18 protein-coding genes and 1 tRNA gene are annotated in these 23,296 nt (G+C 68.4%); 7 read left to right on the top strand and 12 right to left on the bottom strand.

Features of this window, described 5'->3' with window-relative positions; all coding sequences use genetic code 11:
* Positions 1-33 precede the first annotated feature (33 nt).
* From ACYSUO_RS07305 to ACYSUO_RS07295, 3 genes are read right to left on the bottom strand one after another with little or no spacing between them, the layout of a single operon-like run.
* Positions 34-930 carry a carbohydrate ABC transporter permease gene (locus ACYSUO_RS07305; protein ID WP_461775196.1) on the bottom strand — a complete coding sequence of 299 codons (897 nt, stop codon included), beginning with the start codon at positions 928-930 and terminating at the stop codon, positions 34-36.
* 2 nt (positions 931-932) lie between these two features.
* Complete coding sequence (locus ACYSUO_RS07300; RefSeq protein WP_461775195.1) at positions 933-1,820, bottom strand: carbohydrate ABC transporter permease; 888 nt, start codon at positions 1,818-1,820, stop codon at positions 933-935.
* A 53-nt stretch (positions 1,821-1,873) separates the two neighbouring features.
* Positions 1,874-3,214, bottom strand: a complete 1,341-nt coding sequence (locus tag ACYSUO_RS07295; protein ID WP_461775194.1) for an ABC transporter substrate-binding protein — start codon at positions 3,212-3,214, stop codon at positions 1,874-1,876.
* Between the two features lie 298 nt (positions 3,215-3,512).
* Between ACYSUO_RS07295 and ACYSUO_RS07290 the strand changes: the two genes are divergently transcribed.
* On the top strand, positions 3,513-4,520 hold the full coding sequence (locus tag ACYSUO_RS07290; RefSeq protein WP_461775193.1) for a LacI family DNA-binding transcriptional regulator: 1,008 nt from the start codon (positions 3,513-3,515) through the stop codon (positions 4,518-4,520).
* Positions 4,521-4,585: 65 nt separating this feature from the next.
* Positions 4,586-6,652: a beta-galactosidase gene (locus ACYSUO_RS07285; protein WP_461775192.1), complete on the top strand. Its 2,067-nt coding sequence runs from the start codon at positions 4,586-4,588 to the stop codon at positions 6,650-6,652.
* 741 nt (positions 6,653-7,393) lie between these two features.
* Here ACYSUO_RS07285 and ACYSUO_RS07280 read toward each other — a convergent pair.
* Positions 7,394-8,602, bottom strand: coding sequence for an MFS transporter (locus tag ACYSUO_RS07280; protein WP_461775191.1), 1,209 nt, complete (start codon positions 8,600-8,602; stop codon positions 7,394-7,396).
* Positions 8,603-8,773: 171 nt separating this feature from the next.
* Here ACYSUO_RS07280 and ACYSUO_RS07275 point away from each other — a divergent pair, with 171 nt between their 5' ends.
* The gene (locus ACYSUO_RS07275) at positions 8,774-9,706 is read left to right on the top strand and encodes a LysR family transcriptional regulator (protein WP_461775190.1); all 933 of its coding nucleotides are present in this window, start codon (positions 8,774-8,776) and stop codon (positions 9,704-9,706) included.
* A gap of 191 nt (positions 9,707-9,897) precedes the next feature.
* Positions 9,898-10,287: a PKD domain-containing protein gene (locus ACYSUO_RS07270; protein WP_461775189.1), complete on the top strand. Its 390-nt coding sequence runs from the start codon at positions 9,898-9,900 to the stop codon at positions 10,285-10,287.
* 175 nt (positions 10,288-10,462) lie between these two features.
* Here ACYSUO_RS07270 and ACYSUO_RS07265 read toward each other — a convergent pair whose 3' ends face one another.
* The 7 genes from ACYSUO_RS07265 to ACYSUO_RS07235 form a co-directional block, all read right to left on the bottom strand.
* A complete protein-coding gene (locus ACYSUO_RS07265; protein ID WP_461775188.1) occupies positions 10,463-12,256 on the bottom strand; it encodes a hypothetical protein in 1,794 nt (597 codons plus the stop codon).
* Positions 12,257-12,308: 52 nt separating this feature from the next.
* Positions 12,309-13,316 (bottom strand): hydroxyacid dehydrogenase, encoded by a 1,008-nt coding sequence (locus ACYSUO_RS07260; RefSeq protein WP_461775187.1) that lies wholly within the window; start codon positions 13,314-13,316, stop codon positions 12,309-12,311.
* Positions 13,317-13,330: 14 nt separating this feature from the next.
* A complete protein-coding gene (gene uidA / locus ACYSUO_RS07255; protein WP_461775186.1) occupies positions 13,331-15,151 on the bottom strand; it encodes a beta-glucuronidase in 1,821 nt (606 codons plus the stop codon).
* Positions 15,152-15,225: 74 nt separating this feature from the next.
* Positions 15,226-16,065, bottom strand: coding sequence for an ATP-binding cassette domain-containing protein (locus ACYSUO_RS07250; RefSeq protein ID WP_461775185.1), 840 nt, complete (start codon positions 16,063-16,065; stop codon positions 15,226-15,228).
* Positions 16,062-17,792: an ATP-binding cassette domain-containing protein gene (locus ACYSUO_RS07245; RefSeq protein WP_461775184.1), complete on the bottom strand. Its 1,731-nt coding sequence runs from the start codon at positions 17,790-17,792 to the stop codon at positions 16,062-16,064. Before ACYSUO_RS07245 ends, ACYSUO_RS07250 begins: the two co-directional genes overlap by 4 nt.
* A gap of 68 nt (positions 17,793-17,860) precedes the next feature.
* A complete protein-coding gene (locus ACYSUO_RS07240) occupies positions 17,861-18,802 on the bottom strand; it encodes an ABC transporter permease (RefSeq protein WP_461775183.1) in 942 nt (313 codons plus the stop codon).
* A 7-nt stretch (positions 18,803-18,809) separates the two neighbouring features.
* On the bottom strand, positions 18,810-20,372 hold the full coding sequence (locus tag ACYSUO_RS07235; RefSeq protein WP_461775182.1) for an ABC transporter substrate-binding protein: 1,563 nt from the start codon (positions 20,370-20,372) through the stop codon (positions 18,810-18,812).
* A gap of 284 nt (positions 20,373-20,656) precedes the next feature.
* Here ACYSUO_RS07235 and ACYSUO_RS07230 point away from each other — a divergent pair, with 284 nt between their 5' ends.
* Complete coding sequence (locus ACYSUO_RS07230; protein ID WP_461775181.1) at positions 20,657-21,274, top strand: TetR/AcrR family transcriptional regulator; 618 nt, start codon at positions 20,657-20,659, stop codon at positions 21,272-21,274.
* Positions 21,275-21,545: 271 nt separating this feature from the next.
* Here ACYSUO_RS07230 and ACYSUO_RS07225 read toward each other — a convergent pair.
* Positions 21,546-21,619 (bottom strand) — tRNA-Pro (locus ACYSUO_RS07225).
* A gap of 128 nt (positions 21,620-21,747) precedes the next feature.
* Here ACYSUO_RS07225 and ACYSUO_RS07220 point away from each other — a divergent pair.
* Together ACYSUO_RS07220 and ACYSUO_RS07215 are read left to right on the top strand one after the other, a co-directional pair.
* Positions 21,748-22,248, top strand: coding sequence for a DUF309 domain-containing protein (locus ACYSUO_RS07220; RefSeq protein ID WP_461775180.1), 501 nt, complete (start codon positions 21,748-21,750; stop codon positions 22,246-22,248).
* Positions 22,249-22,635: 387 nt separating this feature from the next.
* A partial coding sequence (locus tag ACYSUO_RS07215; protein WP_461775179.1) for an MFS transporter occupies positions 22,636-23,296 on the top strand: 661 nt, incomplete at its 3' end.

The raw sequence follows: 23,296 nt of genomic DNA, 5'->3' as shown, positions 1-23,296 counted from the left end.
TGCTTGTCGGGTGAGCGAGTGGTTCCTGCGTGACTACTTGAGAGCGCCCGCCGAGAGCCCGCTGACGATGTGGCGCTGCGCGATCGCGTAGAAGACGACGATCGGGAGCACCGCGATGAGCGAGGCGGCGAGCAGGATCTGCTGCTGCGGAGAATCCGCGGAGACGAAGTTGGTGAGTCCGCGCTGGACGGGCATCAGCGAGCTGTCGTTGAACAGCACCAGGCCCATCAGGTACTCGTTCCATACCGACATGGCCTGAATGACGGCCACCGCGATCAGCCCCGGCTTGGCAAGGGGAAGGATGATCCGCCAGAAGGTCCCGAGCAGCGAGGCACCGTCAATGGCCGCTGCCTCTTCCAGCTCCTTGGGCTGGCTGGCGAAGAACCCGCGCATGATGAGGATGGAGATCGGCAGTCCGCCCGCGATGAGCACCAGGATGTAGCCGATACGGGTGTTGGCGAGTCCGAGTTCGATCAGCAGCTTGTACTGGGCGATGAACGACGCCGGCAGCGGAATGATCATGATGACGAGGATGGCTCCCACGACGGCGCCACGGCCGGGGAACTCGATGCGGGCCAGCGCGTAACCTGCCAGGCTCGCGATGACCAGGATGCCGAGGACCGCGGCCGATGTGTACAGGAGGCTGTTGGGGAGGTAGTGGCTGAAGCCGCCCTCGTTCCACGCGGTGGCGAAATTGCTCCACTCGAAGGGGCGCGGGATGGGGTCGGTTCCCTTGTAGAGCTGCTTGGCGCTCTGCAGGGAGCCGCTGAGCACCCACAGGACCGGCACCAGGGCCTCGAGCGCCCCGGCGATCAGCAGCACGTACAGGGCTGCGCGTGGTCCGCGTGAACGCCGCCGGTTCCGTCGTGGGTTCGCCACCGGCATGGGTGTCGCCTTGGACTCCCGTGCCCGGTCGAGAAGTGTGTTCATGGTCAACTTCCCTTCTCCATCCGGGAGTCGGTGCCCCCGCCGAGCCTGCGGGAGACCCACAGCTGGACGCAGGCCAGGGCGACGAGGCACAGGCCGAAGATGACGGACATGGCTGCCGCGCGGCCGTACTCGCTGTACTGGAAGGCCTGTTGGTAGATGTGCAGGGTGGGTACTTCGGTGTGCCCGGCGGGGCCGCCGTTGGTCAGTACCTGGACCGTGCCGAAGATCTGCAGTCCGGCCAGCAGGGTCAGCACGCTGACGATGCCGGTGACGTGGGACATGCCGGGCCAGGTGACGTACCGGAACTGGGTCCAGCCTCGCGCCCCGTCCAGGGATGAGGCCTCGTACAGCTCCTGCGGCACGTCCTGTCGGCCGGCGAGGAAGAGGATGAAGCCGAAGCCCCAGTGGTACCAGACGAACACGGCGGCGACCGCGATGACGGCCGTCTTGGGGTCCCCCAGCCAGTTGTGCGTCAGACCGTCGAGGCCGACCGTCTTCAGCGTCTGGTTGACGATCCCGATGTTCGGGTCGAGGAACCACGAGAACATCACGCCCACCACCACGGTGGAGAACACGCCGGGCAGGTAGAAGACGGTGCGGAAGAACGCGGAGCCGCGGCGGGCCCGGTGCACGGCGAGTGCCATCACCATCGACACCGCGTTGGCGACGATCAGGCCGACCGCACCGTAGAGGACGGCGTTCTTCATCGAGCCCCAGAACTGGGTGTCGTCCAGTACGTGGCGGTAGTTGTCGAGCCCGACGTAGGGCGTGTCCAGGCTGACCCCGTCCCAGGACTGGAAGCTGAGCAGGATGCCCTGAACGAACGGGAGCACGGTGAACAGGCCGATGACGGCCAGCGCCGGCGCGAGGAAGAGCCAGGCCGCCGGCACGCGACTGCGGCGCCTCGTCGGGCGCCTCGCCACGGGGTTCATGACGCGCTGCATCACGCGCTCTTCTGCGCCGCGTCGAGGTCGCCGAGGACCTGGTCGACCGTGCGCTCCTTGAGGACGATGGCCTGGGTGCCCTTCTGCAGTGCGGTGTTGACCTGCTCCAGAATCTGGTTCTGGACCAGCTGCATGTGCGAGATGTCCTCGGCGATGCCGGTGAGCTGCTTGGGGATGTTCTTGTCGGACACGGCCCGCGCGGACGGGATCAGCGGAACGCCCTCGGCCCAGACCTGCTGCTGCTTCGCGACGGTCAGCCACTTGAGGAACTTCAGCGCCTCGGCGGCGTTCTTGCTGCGCGGGTTGACCGCGGCGCCCTTGGCCGCGCCGCCCACCAGGCGCGGCGTCTGCGTACCGTCATCGGCCTTGGGCAGCGGGAAGGACCGGAAATCCGTGAAGTCCGGAGCGGTCGCACGGGCCACACCGACGGCCGAGGTGCCGTCGAAGATGGCCGCGACGCCCTGCGTGTTGAAGAAGGCCTTCTCCACGGTGGGGTTGTCGGTGTTGCCGCTGGGCAGCGAGCCGGTCGCTATCACGCCGGCGTCCCGCAGGTCGACCACGAGCTGCAGCGTCTTGCGCCAGCCCGCGCTCTTCCAGCTGCGCTTGCCCACGAAGGTGGCGTTCAGTTCCTCGTCGCTCATGTAGTTCGACGCGTACGACTGGATCACCTGGTTGGACAGGCTCGTCGCGAACCAGAAGGGGCCCTTCCCCGTCTTCTTGATCTTCCGCATCTGATCGATGAACTCGCTCATGGATGCGGGCGCCTTGTCCGGGTCGAGACCGGCGGCCTTGTACAGCCCTGCGTTGACGAAGACACCCAAGGCCGGGGTCTCCCAGTGGGCGCTGTAGATGCCCGGCTTCACATGCTGCGGATTGTCCGCCGCGAATGTCGACGTCTTGAGCGTGGCGGGCCGGAAGGAGTCGCCCCAGCCGCCCTTCATCCGGTCGGTCAGATCCATGGCCCAGCCGGCCTTGTAGTAGGGCGCCATGGAATGGCCGTCGACCACCGAGTACATGTCCGGCATGTTCCGGGCCTGCGAGCTCGACTGGAGCTTGGTCAGGAAGTCGGTCGGGCCGACGTCATCGATCCTGATCTTCACGCCGGTCTGCTTCGTGTACTGCTTGGCCAGCTTCTTCAGCGTCGCGGCCTGCCCCCGGGACTGGTTCATGAACACGATCTCCGAGCCGCCGCTCGAACTGTCCGAGCCGCCGGAACCACACGCCGCCAGCGAGGTCGTGGCGAGACCGGCGCCGACCGCTCCCAGGAGGAGGCTGCGCCGTGAGGGCCCGTTGACGTTCGGGGTCCGACCTGTCGAACCGATGTGAGTGAATCGTTTCATTCCGAGCCTGCCTCTTTAGGTAGGTGGCGAAGACATCGCGCGGGGAGCTGCCGGTCGCGACGAACCGAAAATGACCTGTCGGCGATCGAAATTTCTATCTGCCATGTGCGCCGGCCGTGAACGTTATGGGCGCCCCACACGTCCGTCAATGCCTACCGCATGGTCAATTTCCCTGCATAGAAAAGGTCTTGACCTGTCGGCGCCTCGAAAACTATTTCGCTGCTACGGTGCTGCGCAGGGCGGGTCGCTGCCCCTGTCACCACTCCCCGGGAGAGCCATGGCATCCGATCCTCAACGCGTGACCCTTGCGAAGGTCGCCGAGTCGGCCGGCGTTTCGGTGGCCACCGTCTCCAAGGTCATCAACGGTCGTCCCGACGTCGCCCAGCCGACGCGCGACAAGGTGCTGGAGCTCCTTCGCCGCTACAACTACGGGGGAAACCGCGACGATCTGCGTTCCCACCCCACCGTGGAGCTGTTCTTCGGGTCCGAGCGACTGAGCATCTATCACACTGAGATCATTCAGAGCGTGGTGGACGCCGGGGCGCGTGAGGGCGTCGCCGTGGTGGTGGGCCGGCGCGGCGACCACGATCCGACGGCGGATCCCGTCGCCTGGGCCCGCGGTCTGGCCGCCGCGGGACGGCGGGCCGTCATCGCGGTCACGGCGAACACGCTCACGCCCCCGATCCGCGAAGCCCTCAGCCGGTACCGGATGCCGTTGGTCCTGCTCGACCCGGAGTCACTGCCCGACGACTCGATCGTCAGCGTCGGCGCAACCAACTTCTCCGGCGGCCACGCAGCAGCCGCACATCTGCTCTCCCTCGGCCACCGCCGCATCGCCTACCTCGGCGGCACGGAGTCGGCCTGGTCCAACCAGGCCCGGCTGCACGGCTTCCGCAGCGCGATGGAGGCAGCAGGCGCCAAGGTACTTCCGGAACTGGTCCGCCACGCCGGCACGTTCCACGCCGCCGAGGGCATCGACCACGGAGAGCGCCTCCTCGCCGTCGATCCCGCACCCACCGCAATCTTCGCCGCCTCCGACGAACTGGCCGCCGGGGTCATCGAGGCCGCCCGGCGGCACGGACTGCGGGTCCCGGACGACCTGAGCGTCGTCGGCTTCGACAACACCCCGCTGGCCCGGGTGACCTCCCCACCGCTGACCACCATCCACGGCCCGGTGCAGGAGATGGGCGCCGTGGCCCTGCGCACCGCCCTTCAACTGGCGGCCGCGGAGAAGATCGACTCCCACCACGTCGAACTGGCCACGCAGTTGGTCGTACGGGAGTCCACCCGGCCCTTGGACGACTGAGGCCCCAAGCCGGACGGCCGCGCTCGGGTTCGCCTCCCGGACCGCTCAACACCTCACGGAGAGCCATGTTCCAGCTGCCACAGCGGGTCCTGTTCGGAGCCGCCTACTACTACGAGTACCAGCCCAGTGAACGGCTCAAGGACGACCTGGTCCTCATGGCCGAGGCGCACTTCAACGTCATCCGCGTCGGCGAGTCGGTGTGGTCGACCTGGGAACCAGAGAGCGGACGCTTCGAACTCGACTGGCTCCAGCCGGTACTTGACGGGGCACACGAGCGCGGCATGTCCGTGATCCTCGGCACCCCGACCTACGCGATACCCCCATGGCTCGCCCGCCAATATCCCGAGATCGCCGGCGAACGCGCCACCGGAAAGCGGATCCCCTGGGGCTCCCGACAGGAAGTCGACTACACCCACCCGGCGTTCCGCTTCCACGCCGAGCGCGTCATCCGAAAGGTCGTCGCCCGGTACGCGGACCACCCCTCGGTCATCGGCTTCCAGGTCGACAACGAGCCCGGCCTGGAACTGTTCCACAACCATGGTGTGTTCCAGCGCTTCGTCGACCACCTGCGCCACACGTACGGGGACGTGGGCACACTCAACCGCGAGTGGGGGCTGACGTATTGGTCGCACCGCCTGTCGACGTGGGCCGACCTGTGGACACCGGACGGCAACACCCAACCCCAGTACGACCTCGCCTGGCGGCGCTTCCAGGCAGCCCTCACCACCGAGTTCATCGAGTGGCAGGCCGACATCATCCGCGAGTACGCGAGCCCCAACCAGTTCGTCACCACCTGCATCGCCTACGACCGCCCCGCAGTCGAGGACGACGCCCTCACCCACAACCTCGACGCCACCGCCGGCAACCCCTACTACCCGATGCAGGACTCCCTAGCCCTGCCGAACCCGCACCCCGCCCGCCAGACGGCGGCCGCCAACGAGGGAACCTGGGCGCTCTACCGCATCGCCGACCGCATGTACGCCTCCCGCCAGGAGCCGTTCCTGGTCACCGAGACCAACGCGCAGAGCATCGGCGGCTCCTGGCGCAACAAGCCCGCATACGACGGGCAGTGGCGTCAGGCCGCCTGGGCGCTGATCTCGCGGGGCGCCTCGATGATCGAGTACTGGCACTGGCACACCCTGCACTTCGGCGCCGAGACCTACGTGGGCGGCATCCTGCCGCACAGCGGCCGACCGGGCCGGATCTACCGCGAACTTGCCGCCCTGGGCGCAGAGTTGGAGGAGGTGGGTGATCTGGTCGCCGCCCTCACCCCGGACGCGGACGTCGCCTTCCTGTACTCCCTGCCCAGCAAGTGGGCGCTGGAAGGCCAGCCTCCACTGGCCAAGCCGGACGGCTCGGCGGACGAGCGCTCCCACGCCACCATCTTCGACGCCTTCTACCGTGGCGCCTTCGACGCAGGCCTACAGGCACGCCTGGTTCACCCCGACCAGCTGGACGCCGTGGACCTGCCACCGCTCCTCGTCGCGCCCGCGTTCTACGCCGCGGACGACGCGACACTGGACCGACTGCTCACCTACGCCGAGTCCGGCGGGCACCTGGTGATCGGCCCGCGCACCGGCTACGCGGATCACGAGGCCCGGGCCCGCACCGACATCCAGCCCGCGCGCCTCTCCGGGCCCGCCGGAGTCTCGTACGACGAATTCACCAACCTGGACACACCGGTGTCGGTGCAGGGTAATAGCGAACTGCCCCTGTCAACCGGGGCCATGGCCCAGTACTGGGCGGACGCGCTCGTCCCGGCCGGGGCCGACGTGCTGGCCACCTACGACGATCCGCACCTCGGCCGCTGGCCCGCCGTCACGACCCGCGCGTACGGCGTCGGCCGCATCACCTGCGTCGGCACGGTGCCCGACCCGGCCTTCGGTCAGGCCCTGTTCAACTGGGCGGCCCCCGCAGGAGCGTGGGGGCGCCTCCACCCGAGCGTCACGGCGACCTCCGCGACAGCCCGCGACGGCCGCCGCGTCCGCTTCCTCCACAACTGGTCGTGGAACCCCGTGTCCGTCCAGCTGCCCACAGCCACGGAGGACGTTCTCGCCTCCCTCACGTACGAGGCCGACGAGTCGGTCGAACTCGGCCCGTGGGACGTGAAGGTACTCACGGAGCGCAACTGACCGGCTCCCTCACCCGCCATCGACCTCGACTCACGTGACCGGACGCCATCGACGCGTCGCAAGGGCCTGCGGCAGCATTGCCCGGCCGCATGAGCCCAGGCGATGGGGGCGTCACCGCTCGCCGGCGCCGCGAGACGGGCCGGCCGCGCCGGGCTACCCGTTCGCTGCATTCGCCAGCACCGCGCACAAGGCCCAGTGGATGACTCAGCCTTGCCGATCCAGAAGCCATGGTCGTCGGACGCGGTTACTGACTTCTTCGGGGTGTTGTCGGGTGGTGGGCAAAGCGGGGCACGATCATGTGCATCCGTGCAGGTGTTCGCGAGTGTCATACGGACGTGCCACCTACACCGTGTACTCGATTCCCGGGGACGAGTGACTGTCGGCTATCCCGCTCGCGGTGGCACCGGGCAGGGCTGCCGCGCCGATACAGGCTTACCGCGAGTCAAGCCGACGGGCTCCGGCCGGTGACCTCTGCCACGGCCCATGTCGGCGTCGGTTGAAGTCGGTTCTGGACCACTTGCAGTGGAAGGGTGGCTATGAACCTGGAGTTGGGGTCCTGGCACGAATTTCGTGACGCCGAATGTGCCTCCGCGCGCCGGTGACGCACCGTCACGCCGCGCGAGACGATCGAGCTGTGTGAAGACCTGTTGAAGAGGATGTTCCCGCACCTGGATCCGGGGGTGGTGGAGTTTGTGCCATCGAAAACGGACTGCGCATCGAATGGAGTGAACCCGACGGATGTCATGGCCCGATCGCCCTCTGGCTCCAGCGTCCGCTGCGACTGTCCTCCACAGGCTCTGCCACGCTCGATTGCCTGCTGATCCGCGCTTGGGCGAAGGCGGCCGCCAGGGTGAGTACTCCGAAACCGGCAGCAGACCAGACCAGCCAGGACACCGCCACTTCGAACGGGCACCACAGGGTCATCAGTCCAACGGCTACTGCTGGCAGCCCCGCGGCGAGATAGCAGCACATGTAGAGCACCCCACTGACCGCTCCGCGGCTGCCCGGCGGGGCGATGGCATCAACGCTTGCAGTGGCGCCACGGTAGCCAAGCCCATGGCCAACCCCCGCACACAGCGCCGGTAGCACAAGAACGCCCAGGGAATCCGAATCGCCGAGACCCCCCAGAGCGAGCAGAGCCGCGATCAGGGCCGTCACGCCGACCATTTGCGCCCTGCTTGCGGACCAGTGCCTGAAGACGAGCTGCGCAAGGAGCGAACAGATCATCACGGTGCTGATTACTCCCCCGACGAGCGCCAGATTCCCCGTCTGCAACGAGCGGGTCACCACCGACGGCACCAATGCCAAGAAGATGCTGGCCACGGTCCAGGCCAGGACCCCGACAGCACTGGCAGTAAGGAAGTTGAAGCGAATGCCATGGGGTACACGCGGGCGCTGCAGCCGCCACTGCCGACCTCCGTCTGCCCGACTCGGCGCCACGCTCAACAGCTGGCACCACCCGACCAGCAGCAGGGCCAAGACCAGTACGTACGGCACGATGAGTGGGGCGGAGCTGTACTGTGCCAACACCCCGGACCCGACAGGCCCGGCGGCGGTACCCGCGACAAAGGCGAGGCTGGCCACCAACGACGCACGACTGCGCTGCCCTGGTATCGCATGCTGGACGATCAACCCGGTCCCCGCCACAGTCGCAGCAGCCAATGCGAGCCCCTGCACCGCTCGGCCTGCCAGCAACCACCCCGCTCCGCCGGCCACCGCGAGACACGCCGAGGCGCACATCGCCAGGATCACGCTCAGCCTGAGCAGCGGGCGTGCCCCGAACCGATCGTAGATCGGACCGCACAACACCAGCACGGGCGCGCTGACCACCGGAAATGTGGCATAGATGACCGTCAAGGTCAGATCGGAGAAACCCATGGCCTGCTGATAACTCGGATACAGCGGACTCGGAATCCATCCCCCCACTGTCAGGACGACCAGCAGGTACACGGCTGTACGGGTCTCACGTCGGGCAACGGTACGACGGCACTGGGCAGGCAGGCTGGACATCGGCCGATGTCCATCGGCCAGCTGTGGCGGGGTAGGCATGCCCCCATGCTGTTGACCGGTAATGCCTATGTCTATCGAATGATCTCGAGCGGAATTGACTAAAATCATCGAATGATCGATCCGAGGTTGCGCCTTGTGCAGTTCGTGGCCCGCCACGGCACCGTTATCGCTGCAGCTCAAGCGCTGAACTACACACCTTCGACGGTTTCTTACCAAATCCGACAGCTCGCTACGGACCTCGGCGTGGAGCTACTCCATCAGCAAGGGCGTGGCGTCCGACTCACGCCCGCTGCCCACACCCTGCTGCGCCACACAGAAATACTGCAGGCGCAAGCCGAACGCGCCTACGTGGAGCTCGCCGCACACACCGACGAACCAACAGGACAATTCACCCTCTGTGGATTCTCCACTGCTGCCACGCGCTTGCTGCCGCCCGCGGCGGCCAGCTTGCAAGCCACTTATCCCCGGCTAACCGTCCAGGTCATCGAAGCGGAACCCCACCAGTGCTTCGATCTCCTGCTGGCAGGCGAGGCCGACCTGGCACTGATCACTGCAACTGCGAAGACGCCCCCAATCTCAGACACTCGATTTGATCAGCAACCACTGTTGACGGATCCACTCGACCTTGTGGTGCCCACCGACCACCCGTTCACCAAGCGCACTCAGGTCACGCTGTCGGACGCTGCCGCTGAGTCCTGGATCGTTGGGCATCCCGAGAGCAGCTATCACTATTTGTTGCTCGCCGCCTGCATGGCCGCCGGATTCACTCCGCATATCGCGCACTACGCCGACCAGTGGGACACCGGAACCGCCCTCGTCGCCCAACACCTCGGCATCTACCTCGTGCCACGCCTCGCCCGCATCGATCGTGACTGGCCTGTCGCCCGGATCCGCCTGCACGGCGAACCCGCCCCAGCGCGGCGCATCCTCACGGCTACGCGCCGCGGTGCCCGCGAGCGCCCCACGACTGCACACGCGCTCAACGAACTTGTCGCCATCGCCGCCGACTGCCTTCCGCCCAAGGAGGGTGCTGAGACGCGATAGGGAGTATCAGGAAGGCGGCCTTCCCAGAATCAGGCGTTGATCGTTGTGTCGATCCGTCTTGAGGTCGGGCTGTTGCTGCCGGAGTGGTGTGCGTCGTCGAAGTTGACGAACTGCGGCCCCAGTTGGTCGAGGCGCGCGTCGATCGGGTGGACTCCTAGCCGGTAGCGCTGCGGATCACCACGCTGCCCGGGGTGCGGGCCGGCGAGCCGGTCGCCTTTCGGGCCCGAGTCGAGACACCGCCAGGAGGCGGCTCCGGCGTGGCGACCGAGTGGGACTTCGCGGGGAAGGGCGACTTCGATTCGGCGTCATTCGGCGCGCCCGCTCCGCTCGTCAAAGTCCGCCGTACCTTCACCTATTCCGAGCCGGGCACGTACTTCCCTGTACTCAGGGCGATGTCCCAGCGTCAGGAGGGACGTCTCGTCGCCCTTCGCCAGGGTGACCAACCGAGGCGCAAACGATCACGAAGCTGGTCCCTGGCTCGTCGACGGTCACCCGCCGCTCCAGCGTCGGCCGCGCCGTCAATTCCACCTCCGCGGCCGTCGCGAGGACGCCGGTGCCGTCCAGGTCCCGGTGGACGGTGACCACGCTGCCTCGGCTGGGCGGGCAGGTGATCTCGGCGCGGCAGCACCTACTGACGGGGCGTCACGTCTTCTGCGGGTGAGGCCCTCCTGGTCTGCGTCGTCGGTCCGGCAGGACGCACCTCGCAGGCACCGCGCCGCTCGTCTTCGCAAGATGAAGGTGCGTTCTCCGACAGCCTCAGCGCAGCGGCGCCTGCGCGCGCTGGACGTTCAACAAGTCTTTCGCCCCGGCTAGATCGACACCGAAGGCCAGCCGCTCCGATTCGAGGTCGCCGCCGAACTCGTTGCCCAGACTGGACCCCGGCTGCTTCGTCCCGGTGATGCCGGCCGTGAGGGAGCGTGGGGCGGCATCGGTCACTTCTATGCACACCTGCCGGTCGCTCGTGACCTTCACGCCCCAGTGCACGCTGCGGGCGCCGTAGCGGGGACCCGCGTCAAGTGCCCCGCCGGGCGAACCGACGGAGTTCGTCATGGTGATGTCCGTGCGGAGGTTCTCGAACGGCAGCTGGCGATGTGAATCGAACGTACCGGTCTCCATGACCCCGCTCCGATAGACGTTGCCGCTGGCGAAGCCCTCGACGTTCAGTCCGTGGAAGTAGGCTCCCTGCGTCACAGGTACGGAAAAGTCCTCGATCCTGAAGTTCTCCACGAGGTTGTCGTGGGACTGCACGCGACAGACGACGAAGTGGTGGCTGGCGCGGCCCCTGTTGGATATGCCCGAGAGCGAGCAGGACTTGGCGGCGGTCATTGCGAACGCACAATCGGCGTTGGTTACGCGGATGTTGTTGGCCCAGCAGTCGTACACGGCCTGGAAGCAGACGCCGTTGGAACCCGGATTCTTGTTGTGCACGGTCTGAGGGAGGAATGTGTTGTCGATCGTCAGCGCCTCGACGCCACTGTCGTGCAGGGTCGGGCCCAGCGCTCTCAGGCGGGCGGGCGTCTCGCGGTGGACGGTCAGGCGCAGGGGCTGCTCGATCCGCACCGTGCGCGGTGAGAGGACGTCTGTCACGACGACCGGCCAGCGAAAGGCCGTGAAGTCGGGGGCCATGGTGGGGGCGGAGATCCTGGTCGCCTTGCCCGACCAGTCGTAGGTCTGCGCGCCGTCGATGTCTCCGACCATCTCCTTCAGCAGGCGGCGATCCGGGAGGTTGTCGACCTCCAGCAGGACCATGTCGCCGGCGGTGATCTTCGATGTGTCGTCGACCAGGAGGACATCGCTGCCGCGGGTCGCGGGGGTCACGGTCGCCAGGGTCGGGCCGGGCAGCCACCCTTCGGCGGCGGACTTGTCGGTCCAGTGCGCGGCGCGCGATGCCGCGAGACGCTCGCGCGCGATGAAGAAGACCTGTCCGCCGGTCCAGGACCAGACGCTCTGCCCGCCCTTGTCGTGTCCGCTCCCGATGCTCTGCTCCAGCGGCCGGGTGAAGTGGAGGACGGTCCTGCCCGTGCCCGCTCCCCGCAGCACGACGTGGGAGTCGTGGATGAACAGGGGGTTGTCCAGGACGTAGCGGCCGTCATCGAATCTCAGCACGCCTCCGCCCCGCGCCCCCAGGTCGTCCAGTGCCGCCTGGAGCGCACCGCTGACATCGCGCGACCCGCCCGGCCGGATGCCGAGGTCGGCGGCGGACGTGATGCGCCCGCGGGCCGCTCGCGGTCGCGTGGTGCCGCGCCGGTAGCCCGCCCTGCGCCAGTCACCGATCAGAGGGTGCACGAAGGGGGCCCGGGCCCATGCCTCGATCACGTCGCTGACCTCTTCCGGAAGCCTGGCCGTTCTCCCCGCGCTCGTCGTGGACGGCCCGGATGCGGTTCCCTCCCGCACGGCGGCCGCGGCGGGTGCGGCCAGTGACGCGGAAGCCGCCGTCACGGCGCCGAACGCGGCTCCGGCCAGGAAGCGGCGCCGTCTCACACTCGGCGTGCCCGGCTCCGGCTCGGAACGTCCCGGGGTACATGCGTGGTCATGCTCGGCGTGGGTCATGTGGCCTCCTTGCCAGTAGTGGGTGAGCCGGTCGGCGTTCGCCGAAGCCGGATCAGGCGATCCGGCCCAGGTCGGAGCGGAGCACCGGATGGGCGAGCGGTTGCCCCGCCACCAGCCGGGCGATCTCGTCGACGGCGGTCCGGCCGAGCCGCTCCAGCTCGGTGCCCAGGGACCCCGACACGTGGGGCGTGAGGAAAACGTTGGCCAGGTGGTGCAGGGGCGATTCGGCGGGCAGCGGCTCGGGCTCGGTGACGTCCAGCACGGCGTTCAGCCGGCCGCTGACGAGCTCCGCGGTGAGTGCCTCCGGGTCGACGAGGCCTCCGCGTGCCGTGTTGATCAGTACGCCGCCGTCCCGGATCAGCGCGAGCCGTGCCCGGTCCAGCATGTGGTGGGTCTCAGGAGTGTGCGGGGCGTGCACCGTGACGATGTCGCTGTCTCGCAGCAGGGCGTCGAGGGGCACCCGCCGGGCCCCGAGTTCGGCGGCCTCGGCCTCATTGACGTACGGGTCGTGCAGCAGGACTCGGAAGTCGAACGGCTTCAGCAGTTCGAGCAGCCGGCGCCCCACCCTCGACGCGCCGATCACCCCGACGCAGCGGCCGTGGTTGCCCAGGTCGGCTCGGCCGGCGAGTTCCGTCAACCGTGGATACACGCCGGTCGTCCGGTACTGCTCACGCAAGCCGAACGCGTTCTTTCCCGCGAAGAGCACGGCGGCCAGGGTGTATTCGGCGACCGGCAGCGCATTGGCCTCCACGGCGCTCGACACCTGCACACCGCGCTCCCAGCAGGCGTCCGTCACGATCCCCCGTACGCTGCCCGCGGTGTGCAGCACGGCCCGCAGCCGGGGCGCCCTGGCCAGGACCTCCTCGTCGATGACCGGACAGCCCCATCCCGTGATCATGTACTCCGCCTCGGCCAGGATTCCCGCGAGCGTCGGCTCCCCGAAATCCCGCGTGACCGACCGGGGATCCACCCGCACCAGCTTCTGAAGCCGTTGGAGTACGGGGCGTGGGAACAGGCCGGGCAGGAATGTCGGGGCGAGCGCGAACAGTGCGACGGGCATCCGGTCTCCAGGAGTCATACATCGTCCGACGCACCTCGAGAGCCGCTCCCCGGTTTGCGGCGCCCATCCAGGGGCAGCCACCGGGCCTTCAAAACGTGTGCGGCTGCCTTGGGGCGGCGGTCGCGGGTGAAGACACCCTTGCGGTTGCCGTCGACCCGGTGGATACCCGGTGAGGTGGCGAAGTCGGCGAAGTTCCAGACCTGTTCGCCCACCACGGACGGGCAGCGGTCGAAGGCGCGGTGGTTGGCTGCCAGGTAGCCCAGCTGGTACTCCTCCGTCCATGGCTGGTCCCACACCGAGTGCAGGCCCGGCAGTGTGTCGGCACCGTATTCGGTCATCAGGATCGGCTTACCCAGCTTGGTCACCCAGGCCTGCAGCTCGGTGTCCATCAGCGACTCGGCCGTGGTCAGGTCCCCGGTGGCGATGTACCAGCCGTAATAGCGGTTGAGGCAGACGACGTCGAAGAGGTCTCCGATGCGGTCGTTCTCGGGCGTGGTGAGCAGCGAGCAGGTGATGGACGCCGGGCGGGTCGGGTCCAGTTTGCGGGTGAGCTCGACGAGCGGCTCGAAGTACTCGCGGGCGCCGTCCTCGTGCGTGGAGGGTTCGTTGGCGAGACACCACATGACCACGCTGGGGTGGTTCTTGTCGCGGGCGATCAGTTCGCGCAGCGCTTGGGCGTGGGCGGCGCGGGTGTCGTCGTTGAGGGTGTCGGCCGAGTAGGTGGGCGGGTGCGGGCGGCCGGTGAGGCCGCCCTGGACGGCGAGGTTGAGGCCGACGGCCGCCGTCTCGTCGATGACCACGAAGCCGTGCCGATCGGCGTAGTCGAGGATGTCCTCCGCGTACGGATAGTGCGTGGTGCGGAAGGAGTTGGCGCCCATCCACTTCATCAGCTGGAAGTCGTGCACGAGGTAGGCGTCGTCGTGTCCCTTGCCGCGCACGGGTGTGTCCTCGTGCTTCCCGAAGCCGGTGAAGTAGAACGGCTCACCGTTGATGAGGAACTGGGTGTCGCGGATCTCCACTGTGCGCACGCCGAAGGGCTGTGCGTAGGTGTCGCGGACCGTGCCGTCCCCGTCCACGATCTCGGCGGTCAGATCGTAGAGGTACGCGGCTCCCGGCTGCCACGGCGTCACGTCGGCGATGCGCAAGGAACCGGAGGCGCCCTCGGACGTGGCCACTTGGGTGCCGGCGGCATCCAGGACGCGGACGCGCACGGCGGCCTGCGCGCTGGTCCCGATGTCGTACGCGACCGTGCCGGTGGTGCCTTCGAGTCCGGTCACGATGGTGATGTCGTCGATGCGGATGTCGGGCACGCCGTACAGCCACACCGAGCGGGCCAGGCCCGCGTAGTTGTAGAAGTCGTGGTGGTACTGCTGCTTGCGGCGGCCGTCCGGGGTGACGGTGATCGTGCCGGGCGGGAGGGTGGTGTTGGTCAGTTCGTTGTTGACACCGACGGAGAGGCGAAACTCCTCCCCCGCGGCCGCGTGTTCGGTGATGTCGGCCTCGAACGGCGTGTACCCCCCTACGTGTTCGGCGACGAGCGCGTCGTCCACGTACACCTTTCCCTCGTGGGTGGCGGCGTCGATGCGCAGCACGGTCCGCCGGTCGCTCCATCCGCGTGGCACGCGGACGGTGCGCTGGTACCAGACCCAGCCGACGTGGTCGCGGATCGAGCTGTCGGTGAACTGGTCGTTGTAGCTCGCGGGCACCGCGGCTTCCAGGGGGGTGTCGAGCGGCCGCGTCCAGGGCCGCGGCCCCACGGCGGTGTCGAGGGCGAACTTCCACAGGCCGTCGAGGTTCACCAGTTCACGGGTGGCGGTGGGGCGGGGCTTCAGCATGGGTCTGCAGGTTCCTTTCGCTGAATCGCGGGTTCACTGTCGCTGGACAGCGGATCCAGGAGCACCGGCGCCGGCTACCCGCTCCCCGGGGCGGTCGCGAGTCGTTGACGTTCCTCACGGCGCTTGCGCTGCTCCACCGGGTCCGCGACGGGCGCGGCCAGCAACAATGTCTGGGTGTAAGGGTGTTGAGGGCTCGAGGTGACCCGTCCTGTCGGGCCGGTCTCCACGAGCTCGCCATCTCGCATGACGCCGACGCGATGGCTGACGTACCGGATGACGGCCAGGTCGTGGGAGATAAACAGGTAGGCGACGCCGGTCCGTTCTTGGATGTCGACGAACAGGTCGAGGACGCGGGCCTGGGTCGTCGGGTCGAGGGCGGAGACGGGTTCGTCGCAGACCATCAGGGAGGGTCCGGGGGCGAGGGCGCGGGCGATCGCCACCCGCTGTCGCTGGCCACCGCTGAACTCGCGCGGCAGACGCTGGGCCGCGTCCCTGGGCAGCCCGACCTGATCCAGCAACTCCGCGATCCGGGAACGGGCTTGACGTGTCTCGACGCCCTGTGCCCGCAGTGGCTCGCTGAGGATGTCACCGATGGCCAGCGCGGGATTCAGCGAGGAGTACGGGTCCTGGAAGACGACTTGGATGTCACGGGCGAGCGCACGTCGCTCCCTGCGGGCGGCGCGGGTGATGTCCTGGCCGCGGAGGTGGATGCGTCCACCGCTCGGTGCCACCAGTCCGAGCACCGCACGCCCCAGAGTGGTTTTCCCCGACCCGGACTGGCCAACGACGCCGAGGGTCTCCCCCTGGTGTGCCCGAAGGGACACTCCGTGCAGGACTTCGTTGCTGCGAGCCCTGAAGCCACGGCCGGGATAGGTGACCCGCAGCTCCCGGATGTCGAGCAGCGGCGAGGTCATCGCGCCTCCTTCACCGATGCGTCAGCTTCAGGCGTGTCACTGATGCCGGCCGGCGGGCGGCCGGTGCGGACCGCTTCCTCGTCGAGGTTCGAGTCGAGGAGCGTGCGCGTGTACGGGTGCCGGGGCGCCCGGAACATGTCGAGCACCTCCCCGGTCTCGACGATCTCGCCCTGCCGCATCACGGCCACGCGGTCGCAACTGTCGGCGACCACACCGAGGTTGTGGGTCACGAGCAGCATCGCCATGTTCAGTTCCTTGCGCAGGTCGCGCAGCAGGTCAAGGATCTCCGCCTGAACGGTGACGTCCAGGGCGGTGGTCGGTTCGTCGGCGATGAGCAGCAGCGGCCGGCCGGCGACGGCGCCCGCGATGAGTACGCGCTGCGCCATACCGCCGGAGATCTGGTGCGGGTAGGCCGCGAACACGCGCTCCGCGTCCGTGATCCCGACCCGTTGAAGGAGCGCGATCGCACGGCCGCGGGCCGCGCGCCGAGACATCGGAGTGGCGGTGCGCATGCCCTCGACGAGTTGCGATCCCACGGTGGCGGACGGGTCGAGGTTGGACATCGGCTCCTGTGGTACGTAGGCGATGGTCTTGCCGCGCAGCTCGCACAGGTGGCGTTCGCTCAGGCCGAGGAGTTCGCGCCCGTCGAGGCGGATCGAGCCGCTCGCGACGACCGCTTCGCCGGGCAGCAGTCCGAGGATCGAGAACGCGGTCTGTGTCTTGCCCGACCCGGACTCGCCGACGAGTCCCAGTGTCTCCCCCGCCTCCAGGGCGAGCGTGGCCCCACGGACGACCTCCCGGAGCTCCCCCGACGGGCTCGGGTAGGCGACGGTGAGGTTCTCCACGGTCAGCAGTCCGGCCGGCCCGTCTCCCGGCGCCGCTTCGGGGATCGGACGGGCCCGCGGTGCGGCGATCCGGGTCGGTCCGGGCCGGCCGCCCTCCAGCACGTCCCGCAGGGAGTTGCCGAGCAGCACGAGGCAGGTGGTGATGACGCCGAGCATCAGACTCGGCCACAGGACCTGCAGGGGTTCCTCGTTGACGTTGGTGAAGCCGTCGGCGATCATCGCGCCGAAGCTGGGCACCGACCCGGACCCGACGCCGAGGAACGCGAGCCCCGACTGCACCCCGATGGAGGCTCCGGCGAGGAAGGCGGCAGCGATGACGACCGGGCCGCGGACCACGTACAGGATGTGGCGCCGCAGGATGCGCCGGTCCGGCAGTCCCGAGACGCGGGCGGCGTCCACGTACAGCTCGTTCCTGACGCCGAGGACCAGGTTGCGGACGAGGCGGTAGATACCCGGCGACAGCAGCACGCCGAAGATCATCATCGTGGCGCGGTAGTCGCCCTTGGTCACCGGCAGCAGCACGATGAGCAGCAGGAGGCCGGGGAAGGTCATGATGAGGCTGAACACCCACTCGGTCACCCCGCGCAGCCTGCGGCCGAAGTAGCCGCCGACGAGCCCGAAGGTGATGCCGATGGCGAGCGCGATGCTCGCGCCGATGAGCGCCGAGACAACGCTGGTGTTCACGGAGTTGAGGAGCCGGGCGAAGATGTCGCGGCCGCTCTTGTCGCCACCCAGGAGGTACCCGTCGGTGCCGGGCGGGGCGTTGATCGCTTCGAGTGACGCCGCGTTGGGGTTGTGGTCCGCCAGTAGCGGTGTGAGCAGGCCGAGGGAGACGATGACGAGCAGGATGCTCGCGCTGATGAACGCCTGCGGATCCTTCACCAGTCGCCGGAGCGGGGAGGTGCGGCCCGTAGCGGGTTGTTGCGCCGTTTCTTCCGTCGATGACGTGCTCAATGGGTCCTCGCCTTCGGGTTGAGCCAGCCGTTGGCCAGGTCGACGAGCAGGTTGACGCAGACCACGAGGACGACCGCAAAGAGAGTGACGCCCATGATGATCGGGACGTCACCCTGCAGGGACGCGTTGAAGGCGTAACTGCCGAATCCCGGCAGCGCGAAGACCTGCTCGATGACGAGGGCTCCGCCGAACATCTGGATGAACTCCAGGGACAGGACGGTCAGTGCCGGCCCCCCGGCGTTGCGCAGGGCGTGCCGCAGCACGATCGAGCGGGGCCGGATGCCCCTCGCGCGCAGGGTCCGGACGTAGTCCTTGCGCAGTTCGTCGATCATGGCGCCGCGCACCTGGGCGGTGAGCCCGGCGGCCCCGGCGGCGGTGAGCGCCACCACGGGGATGGTGATGGCGGCCGCCCAGCGGGCCGGGTCCTGCCCGATCGGCGTGTAGCCAGTGGCCGGGAACCAGTGCAGCTTGAGGGCGAGGACCGACACGAGACCGATGGCGATGAGCAGGTTGGGCACGAGGTGTCCGATGAGCGAGGCTCCCTGGGCGAGCCGGTCCACAATGCCGCCCCGGGTGGCCGCGAGCACTCCGAGTGCGACGCCGATGACGGCGGTGAGCACGAGCGCGGCAAGGACGACCGAGAGTGTGACACCAAGGCGGGCCGTGACGGCCGAGCGCACGGGCTCACCGGTGAAGTACGAGAGGCCGAAGTCTCCGCGCACCGCATGCGACAGCCACTCCGCGTACTGGGCGAAAACCGGCTGGTCCAGACCCAGTTGGGCCTTCTGCTGCATGATGCGGGCCGGGGACGCGGAGCTGCCGAGGACGCTGCCCGCGACGTCGTCGAACGAGGTGCTCAACAACACAAAGGTGATCAGGGTGACGAGGACCGCGAGCACGAGTCCTGTGACCAGTCGGCGCAGCACGTAGACGGCCATGGGTGGCTCAACCCCGGCCTTGCCCGGCGAGACCGAACCGCCGCAGCGTGTTCTGCGTCGCCGCCCCGTCACCACGGAAGACGATGCCGTCCTTGGTCATCCACTGGGTGCCGATGAAGAAGATGGGCGCGGTCCAGGCGTTGCGCACCGTGAACGCGTTGATCTCCTTGTACATCTCGGCCGCCTTCTTGGTGTCCCGCTCGCGGCTCGCCTTGAGCAGCAGGTCGGTGAGGCGAGGGGCGGTGCTGGCGAACACATTGCGGTAGCCGTTCGGGGCGAAGTAGTCGCGGGTCTGCACCGCCGACGAGTCGAGGCCGTCGATGACCAGCACCATCGGATACTTCTTGGAGGCCAGCGCCGAGATGCTCTGCTGCGCGGGAACCGGGTCCCAGGTCACCTTCACGCCGATGTCCGCGAGCGCCTGTGCGACGGTGGGCTCGAACGGTTTGGTGAAGGGCAGGCTCGGCATGGTCACCGCGAAGCCCTTCGGGTAACCGGCCTTCGCCAGTAGCTCTTTGGCGTCGGCGGAGTCATGGGGGTAGGTGGTGTCGAGCGCAGGATCGTGACCGTCGCCCTTGGGGTGGTAGAGCTGCTCGGTCGCCCTGCCGGAGCCACGCAGGAAGAGCTTGACCATCTTCTTCCGGTCGAAGGCCATGTTGATGGCCTTGCGCACGCGTACGTCCCCTAGCGGCTTCGACCTCGTGCCCTTGCGGTCGGACAGCAGGAGGGTGGCCACCGACGCCGCCTCGATCTTCTTCGTCGTGAAGCCGGCCGACTTCAGAGCGCTCACCTGCTGAGCTTCCACGCTGCCGACATTGACCTCGCCGGCCTTGAGCGCATTGAACGCGGCCGCGCGATCCGAGATCACCTTGATCCGCACATCGCGGAAGGGATAGGACCGCTTGTTCCAGTAGTCGTCGCGCCGCTTGAGGACGTACACCGAACCGTTCACGGTCGCGGCCTTGTTCAGGGTGTAGGGGCCCGAGGAGACGGGGTTGAGCGCGGCGGACTTGGTCTTCATGGTCTTCGGATCGGCCACCACGCCGCCGGCCCCCGACAGCGCGTCGAGCAGGGAAGCGTCTGGGTGTTTGAGCCTCAGCACGACGGTCCGCTCGTCCGGGGCGTCCACGGACTTCACCGCGTCGAGCTGCGTCTGGTTCTGCCCCGTCGTCCTGATCAGGTCGAGCGTCACCTTCACCGCGGAGGCCGTGACGGCGGAACCCGAGCTGAACGTCATGCCCTTGCGCAGCTTGAGCGTCAGCGTCCGGCCGTCTGCCGAGTACGACCAGCTCTGGGCCGCGCCAGGTTGCAGCCGCCCCTGGTTGTCGAGGATCAGCAGTGTGTCGTAGAGCGATTGCCAGACGTACTCCTGCTGGCCTTCGGTGAGTTGGGCGGGAGCGAACGAGTTGGGGGTGCCCAGGATCGCCATGGAAAGGGTCGGGGTCGAACCCGACGACGGGGAGGTCGACGAGGTCGCGCTGTCGCACGCCGTGGCGGCGAGCAGCCCGGCGACAGCCATGGTGGCCACGGGCAGCGACTTCGGGCGAATGTGCGGGGGTCGAATACGCATGGAGTGGCTTCCTTCGTCCGCCGACGGGAAGTTCTGAGGTCTTCACCCATGGGCCGCACGGGCGTTGAGCACGATCAGCGCTCCGGAACGCGCGAATCATTGACAGCCGTTTAGCTTTCGTCCGGACGGTATTGGCGTTCACCAAGAACGAGAAGGCCATTATCAATGTTCGTTACCACAGCGTTATGATCCGGCGCGCGGCCGAGGCTACAGTGAGGCGACCGGCGCCGGGGAACGCACCCCCCCAGCCACCGGAAGCATTCACGAGGAGGGCCGAAGGCACAGTGAGTCCGGCGAAGTCACGGGGCCCGTACGCGAAAACGGCCGCCAGGCGCGCGGAGATCGTGCAGGCGGCACGGGAGAGCTTCGCCGAGCGCGGATACGCGCATGCCTCACTACGGGACATAGCGACACGTGCGGGCATCACCGCGGCCGGCATCCTCCATCACTTCCGCGACAAGGACGAGCTACTGGCCGCCGTACTGGCTCAGCGCGACCACCAGGAGTGGACGAACGCCACGGCGGAGGTCCAGGAACCCGCCGACCTTGCACGCCACTTCAGCAAGAGCCTCCTCCGACATCAGCAGGACCCGGAACTGATGCGCCTGTGGCTCGAGTTGGCGGCGGCAGCGTCACGCCCCGGCCACCCGGCGCACTCCTACTTCGTCGGCCGCCAGACGGCGGCACTGACCCGACTCGTCGAAGGTCTGCACAAGCACTCGGGGTCAGGCCGACTCCGCGACGGCATCACTCCAGAAAGCGCAGCCCTCCAGATCGAGGCCCTACTCAGCGGCCTGCAGGCGAAGTGGCTACTGAGACAGGACCTGGACATCATCGGCCCCCTCAACGACTTCCTGCGCACGCTGTTCGTTCGGGACGACGAGCGGCCCGGGGAGGAGTAGGCGCATGTCGGCGCCGCTGGGCACGCGGTGTGCCGCGCCGGTTCAGTCCGACCGGACGGTGCCGGCGGCGGCCCGGGTGAACACCGGGCCGGCCAGGACCTGGACGAGCACCCGCCGATCGCCCGGTCCAACAGCGCGGCGACTGAGGCACACGGCCTGGACAGGGACCGTGGCAGTGCCTCTCCGTCTCCCGACCCGGAGCGCCCGGAAAACAGAAAAGAGGCCGTTTCTACAACGGCCTCTCACCTGCGACGTTCGATCAATCGAACTGTCGGGACGACAGGATTTGAACCTGCGACCCCTTGACCCCCAGTCAAGTGCGCTACCAAGCTGCGCCACGTCCCGATGTCCACTGCTGTCCGGCCCGGTGTTCTCCGGCCCTTCCGGCGGCGACAAGAAGAACAATACCCCAAGCTCAGGGGTGGTTTGAAACCGGATCCGCGGGGCGTGGGCGGCTGAGCGAGAATCGGCGTATGAGCACTTCACGCGAGGGTGACAGGGATCGGGACGAGGAGGGGCGGGCTCGTAATGCCCGGCCCCGTGATGGGCTCGGGCGGCCGCTCCCCCATGGCGCGGCCGGCGTCGACCGGCAGCCTGAGGGCGTTGTACGGACGGCCGCGCAGAGTGTCGCGGAGGCACAGGCGCTGCTCGATTCTGGGCGGCCCTTCCATGCGCACGAGGTCTTCGAGGACGCGTGGAAGTCGGGGCCCGAGAGTGAGCGCGGGCTGTGGCGGGCCCTCGCGCAGACCGCCGTCGGCCTGACGCACGCGGCGCGCGGCAACGCAACCGGAGGCGCCCGGCTGCTGCGGCGCGGAGCGGACGGGCTCGTGGAGTGGCAGGGCCAGGGGCAGGGCGTCGCGCCGTCCGGGCTCGACACGGCGGGGCTGGTGCGGTGGGCGCGGGAGCTGGCCGGTGAGGTGGAGCGGAGCGCCGAAGCCGTGGATGCCGCCGCCGTCGCGCCGCGTCTGACCTGACGCGGGCGCCGGACGGTGCGCACATCCCTCGTCCGTCACGGGCACCGGGCGGTGCGCACACCCATTGTCCGTCACGGGCACCGGGCGGTGCGCACACCCCTTGTCCGACACGGGGGCCGGGCGCGCGCGTCCCCTGTCCGACGCGAGCGCCGGGCGACGCGCACATCCCTCGTCCGACACGGGCACCGGGCGCGCGCGTCCCCTGTCCGACGTGGGCGCCAGGTGCGCACATCCCCCGTCCGACACGCACGCCGGACACGCACGTCCCCCGTGCCACACGACCCGGTCGCCAGACCCCCACACACCCCACCCGACGCGGCAAGCGCATGTCACCGGTCCGGCCCCCACCCACATGCGCGGCCCCGGCCCCGATGTGACGCTGCGAGGGTGACGACCACCGAAGAAGCCGCAGCTCCGCCCCCGGCCGCAGAGGCCGCGCCTCCGGTCCTCGACAAGCGCCGTCGCAATGTCGTCTTCGGGACGATCATGCTCGGCATGCTCCTGGCCGCCCTGGACCAGACGATCGTCGGCACGGCGCTCCCGACGATCGTGTCGGATCTGGGCGGCGCGGCGCACATGTCGTGGGTCGTCACGGCCTATCTGCTCGCGGAGACCGTCGCCACCGTCCTCGTCGGCAAGTTCGGCGACATGTTCGGGCGCAAGATCGTCTTCCAGCTCTCGGCGATCATCTTCATCACCGGCTCGTTCCTGTGCGGCCTCGCCACGAACATGTCGCTGCTCATCGCCTGGCGCGCGCTGCAGGGCATCGGCGCCGGCGGTCTGATGGTGACGGCGATGGCGCTCATCGCGGATGTCATCCCGCTGCGCGAGCGCGGCAAGTACCAGGGCGCGATCGGCGCCGTCTTCGGTGTGTCGACCGTCATCGGGCCGCTGCTCGGCGGGCTGTTCACGGACCACCTGACGTGGCGTTGGGCGTTCTACGTCAACGTACCGATCGCGATCATCGTCGTCATCGCCGCCGCTCGGACGATCCCCGTGGTGAAGTCGGCGGCGAAGCCGATCATCGACTACCTCGGCATCGCGCTCG

The organism is Streptomyces sp. UC4497 (genome assembly GCF_054871485.1).
Note: the sequence above shows the minus strand (reverse complement) of the source record. Positions and strands in the feature narration are given on the sequence as shown.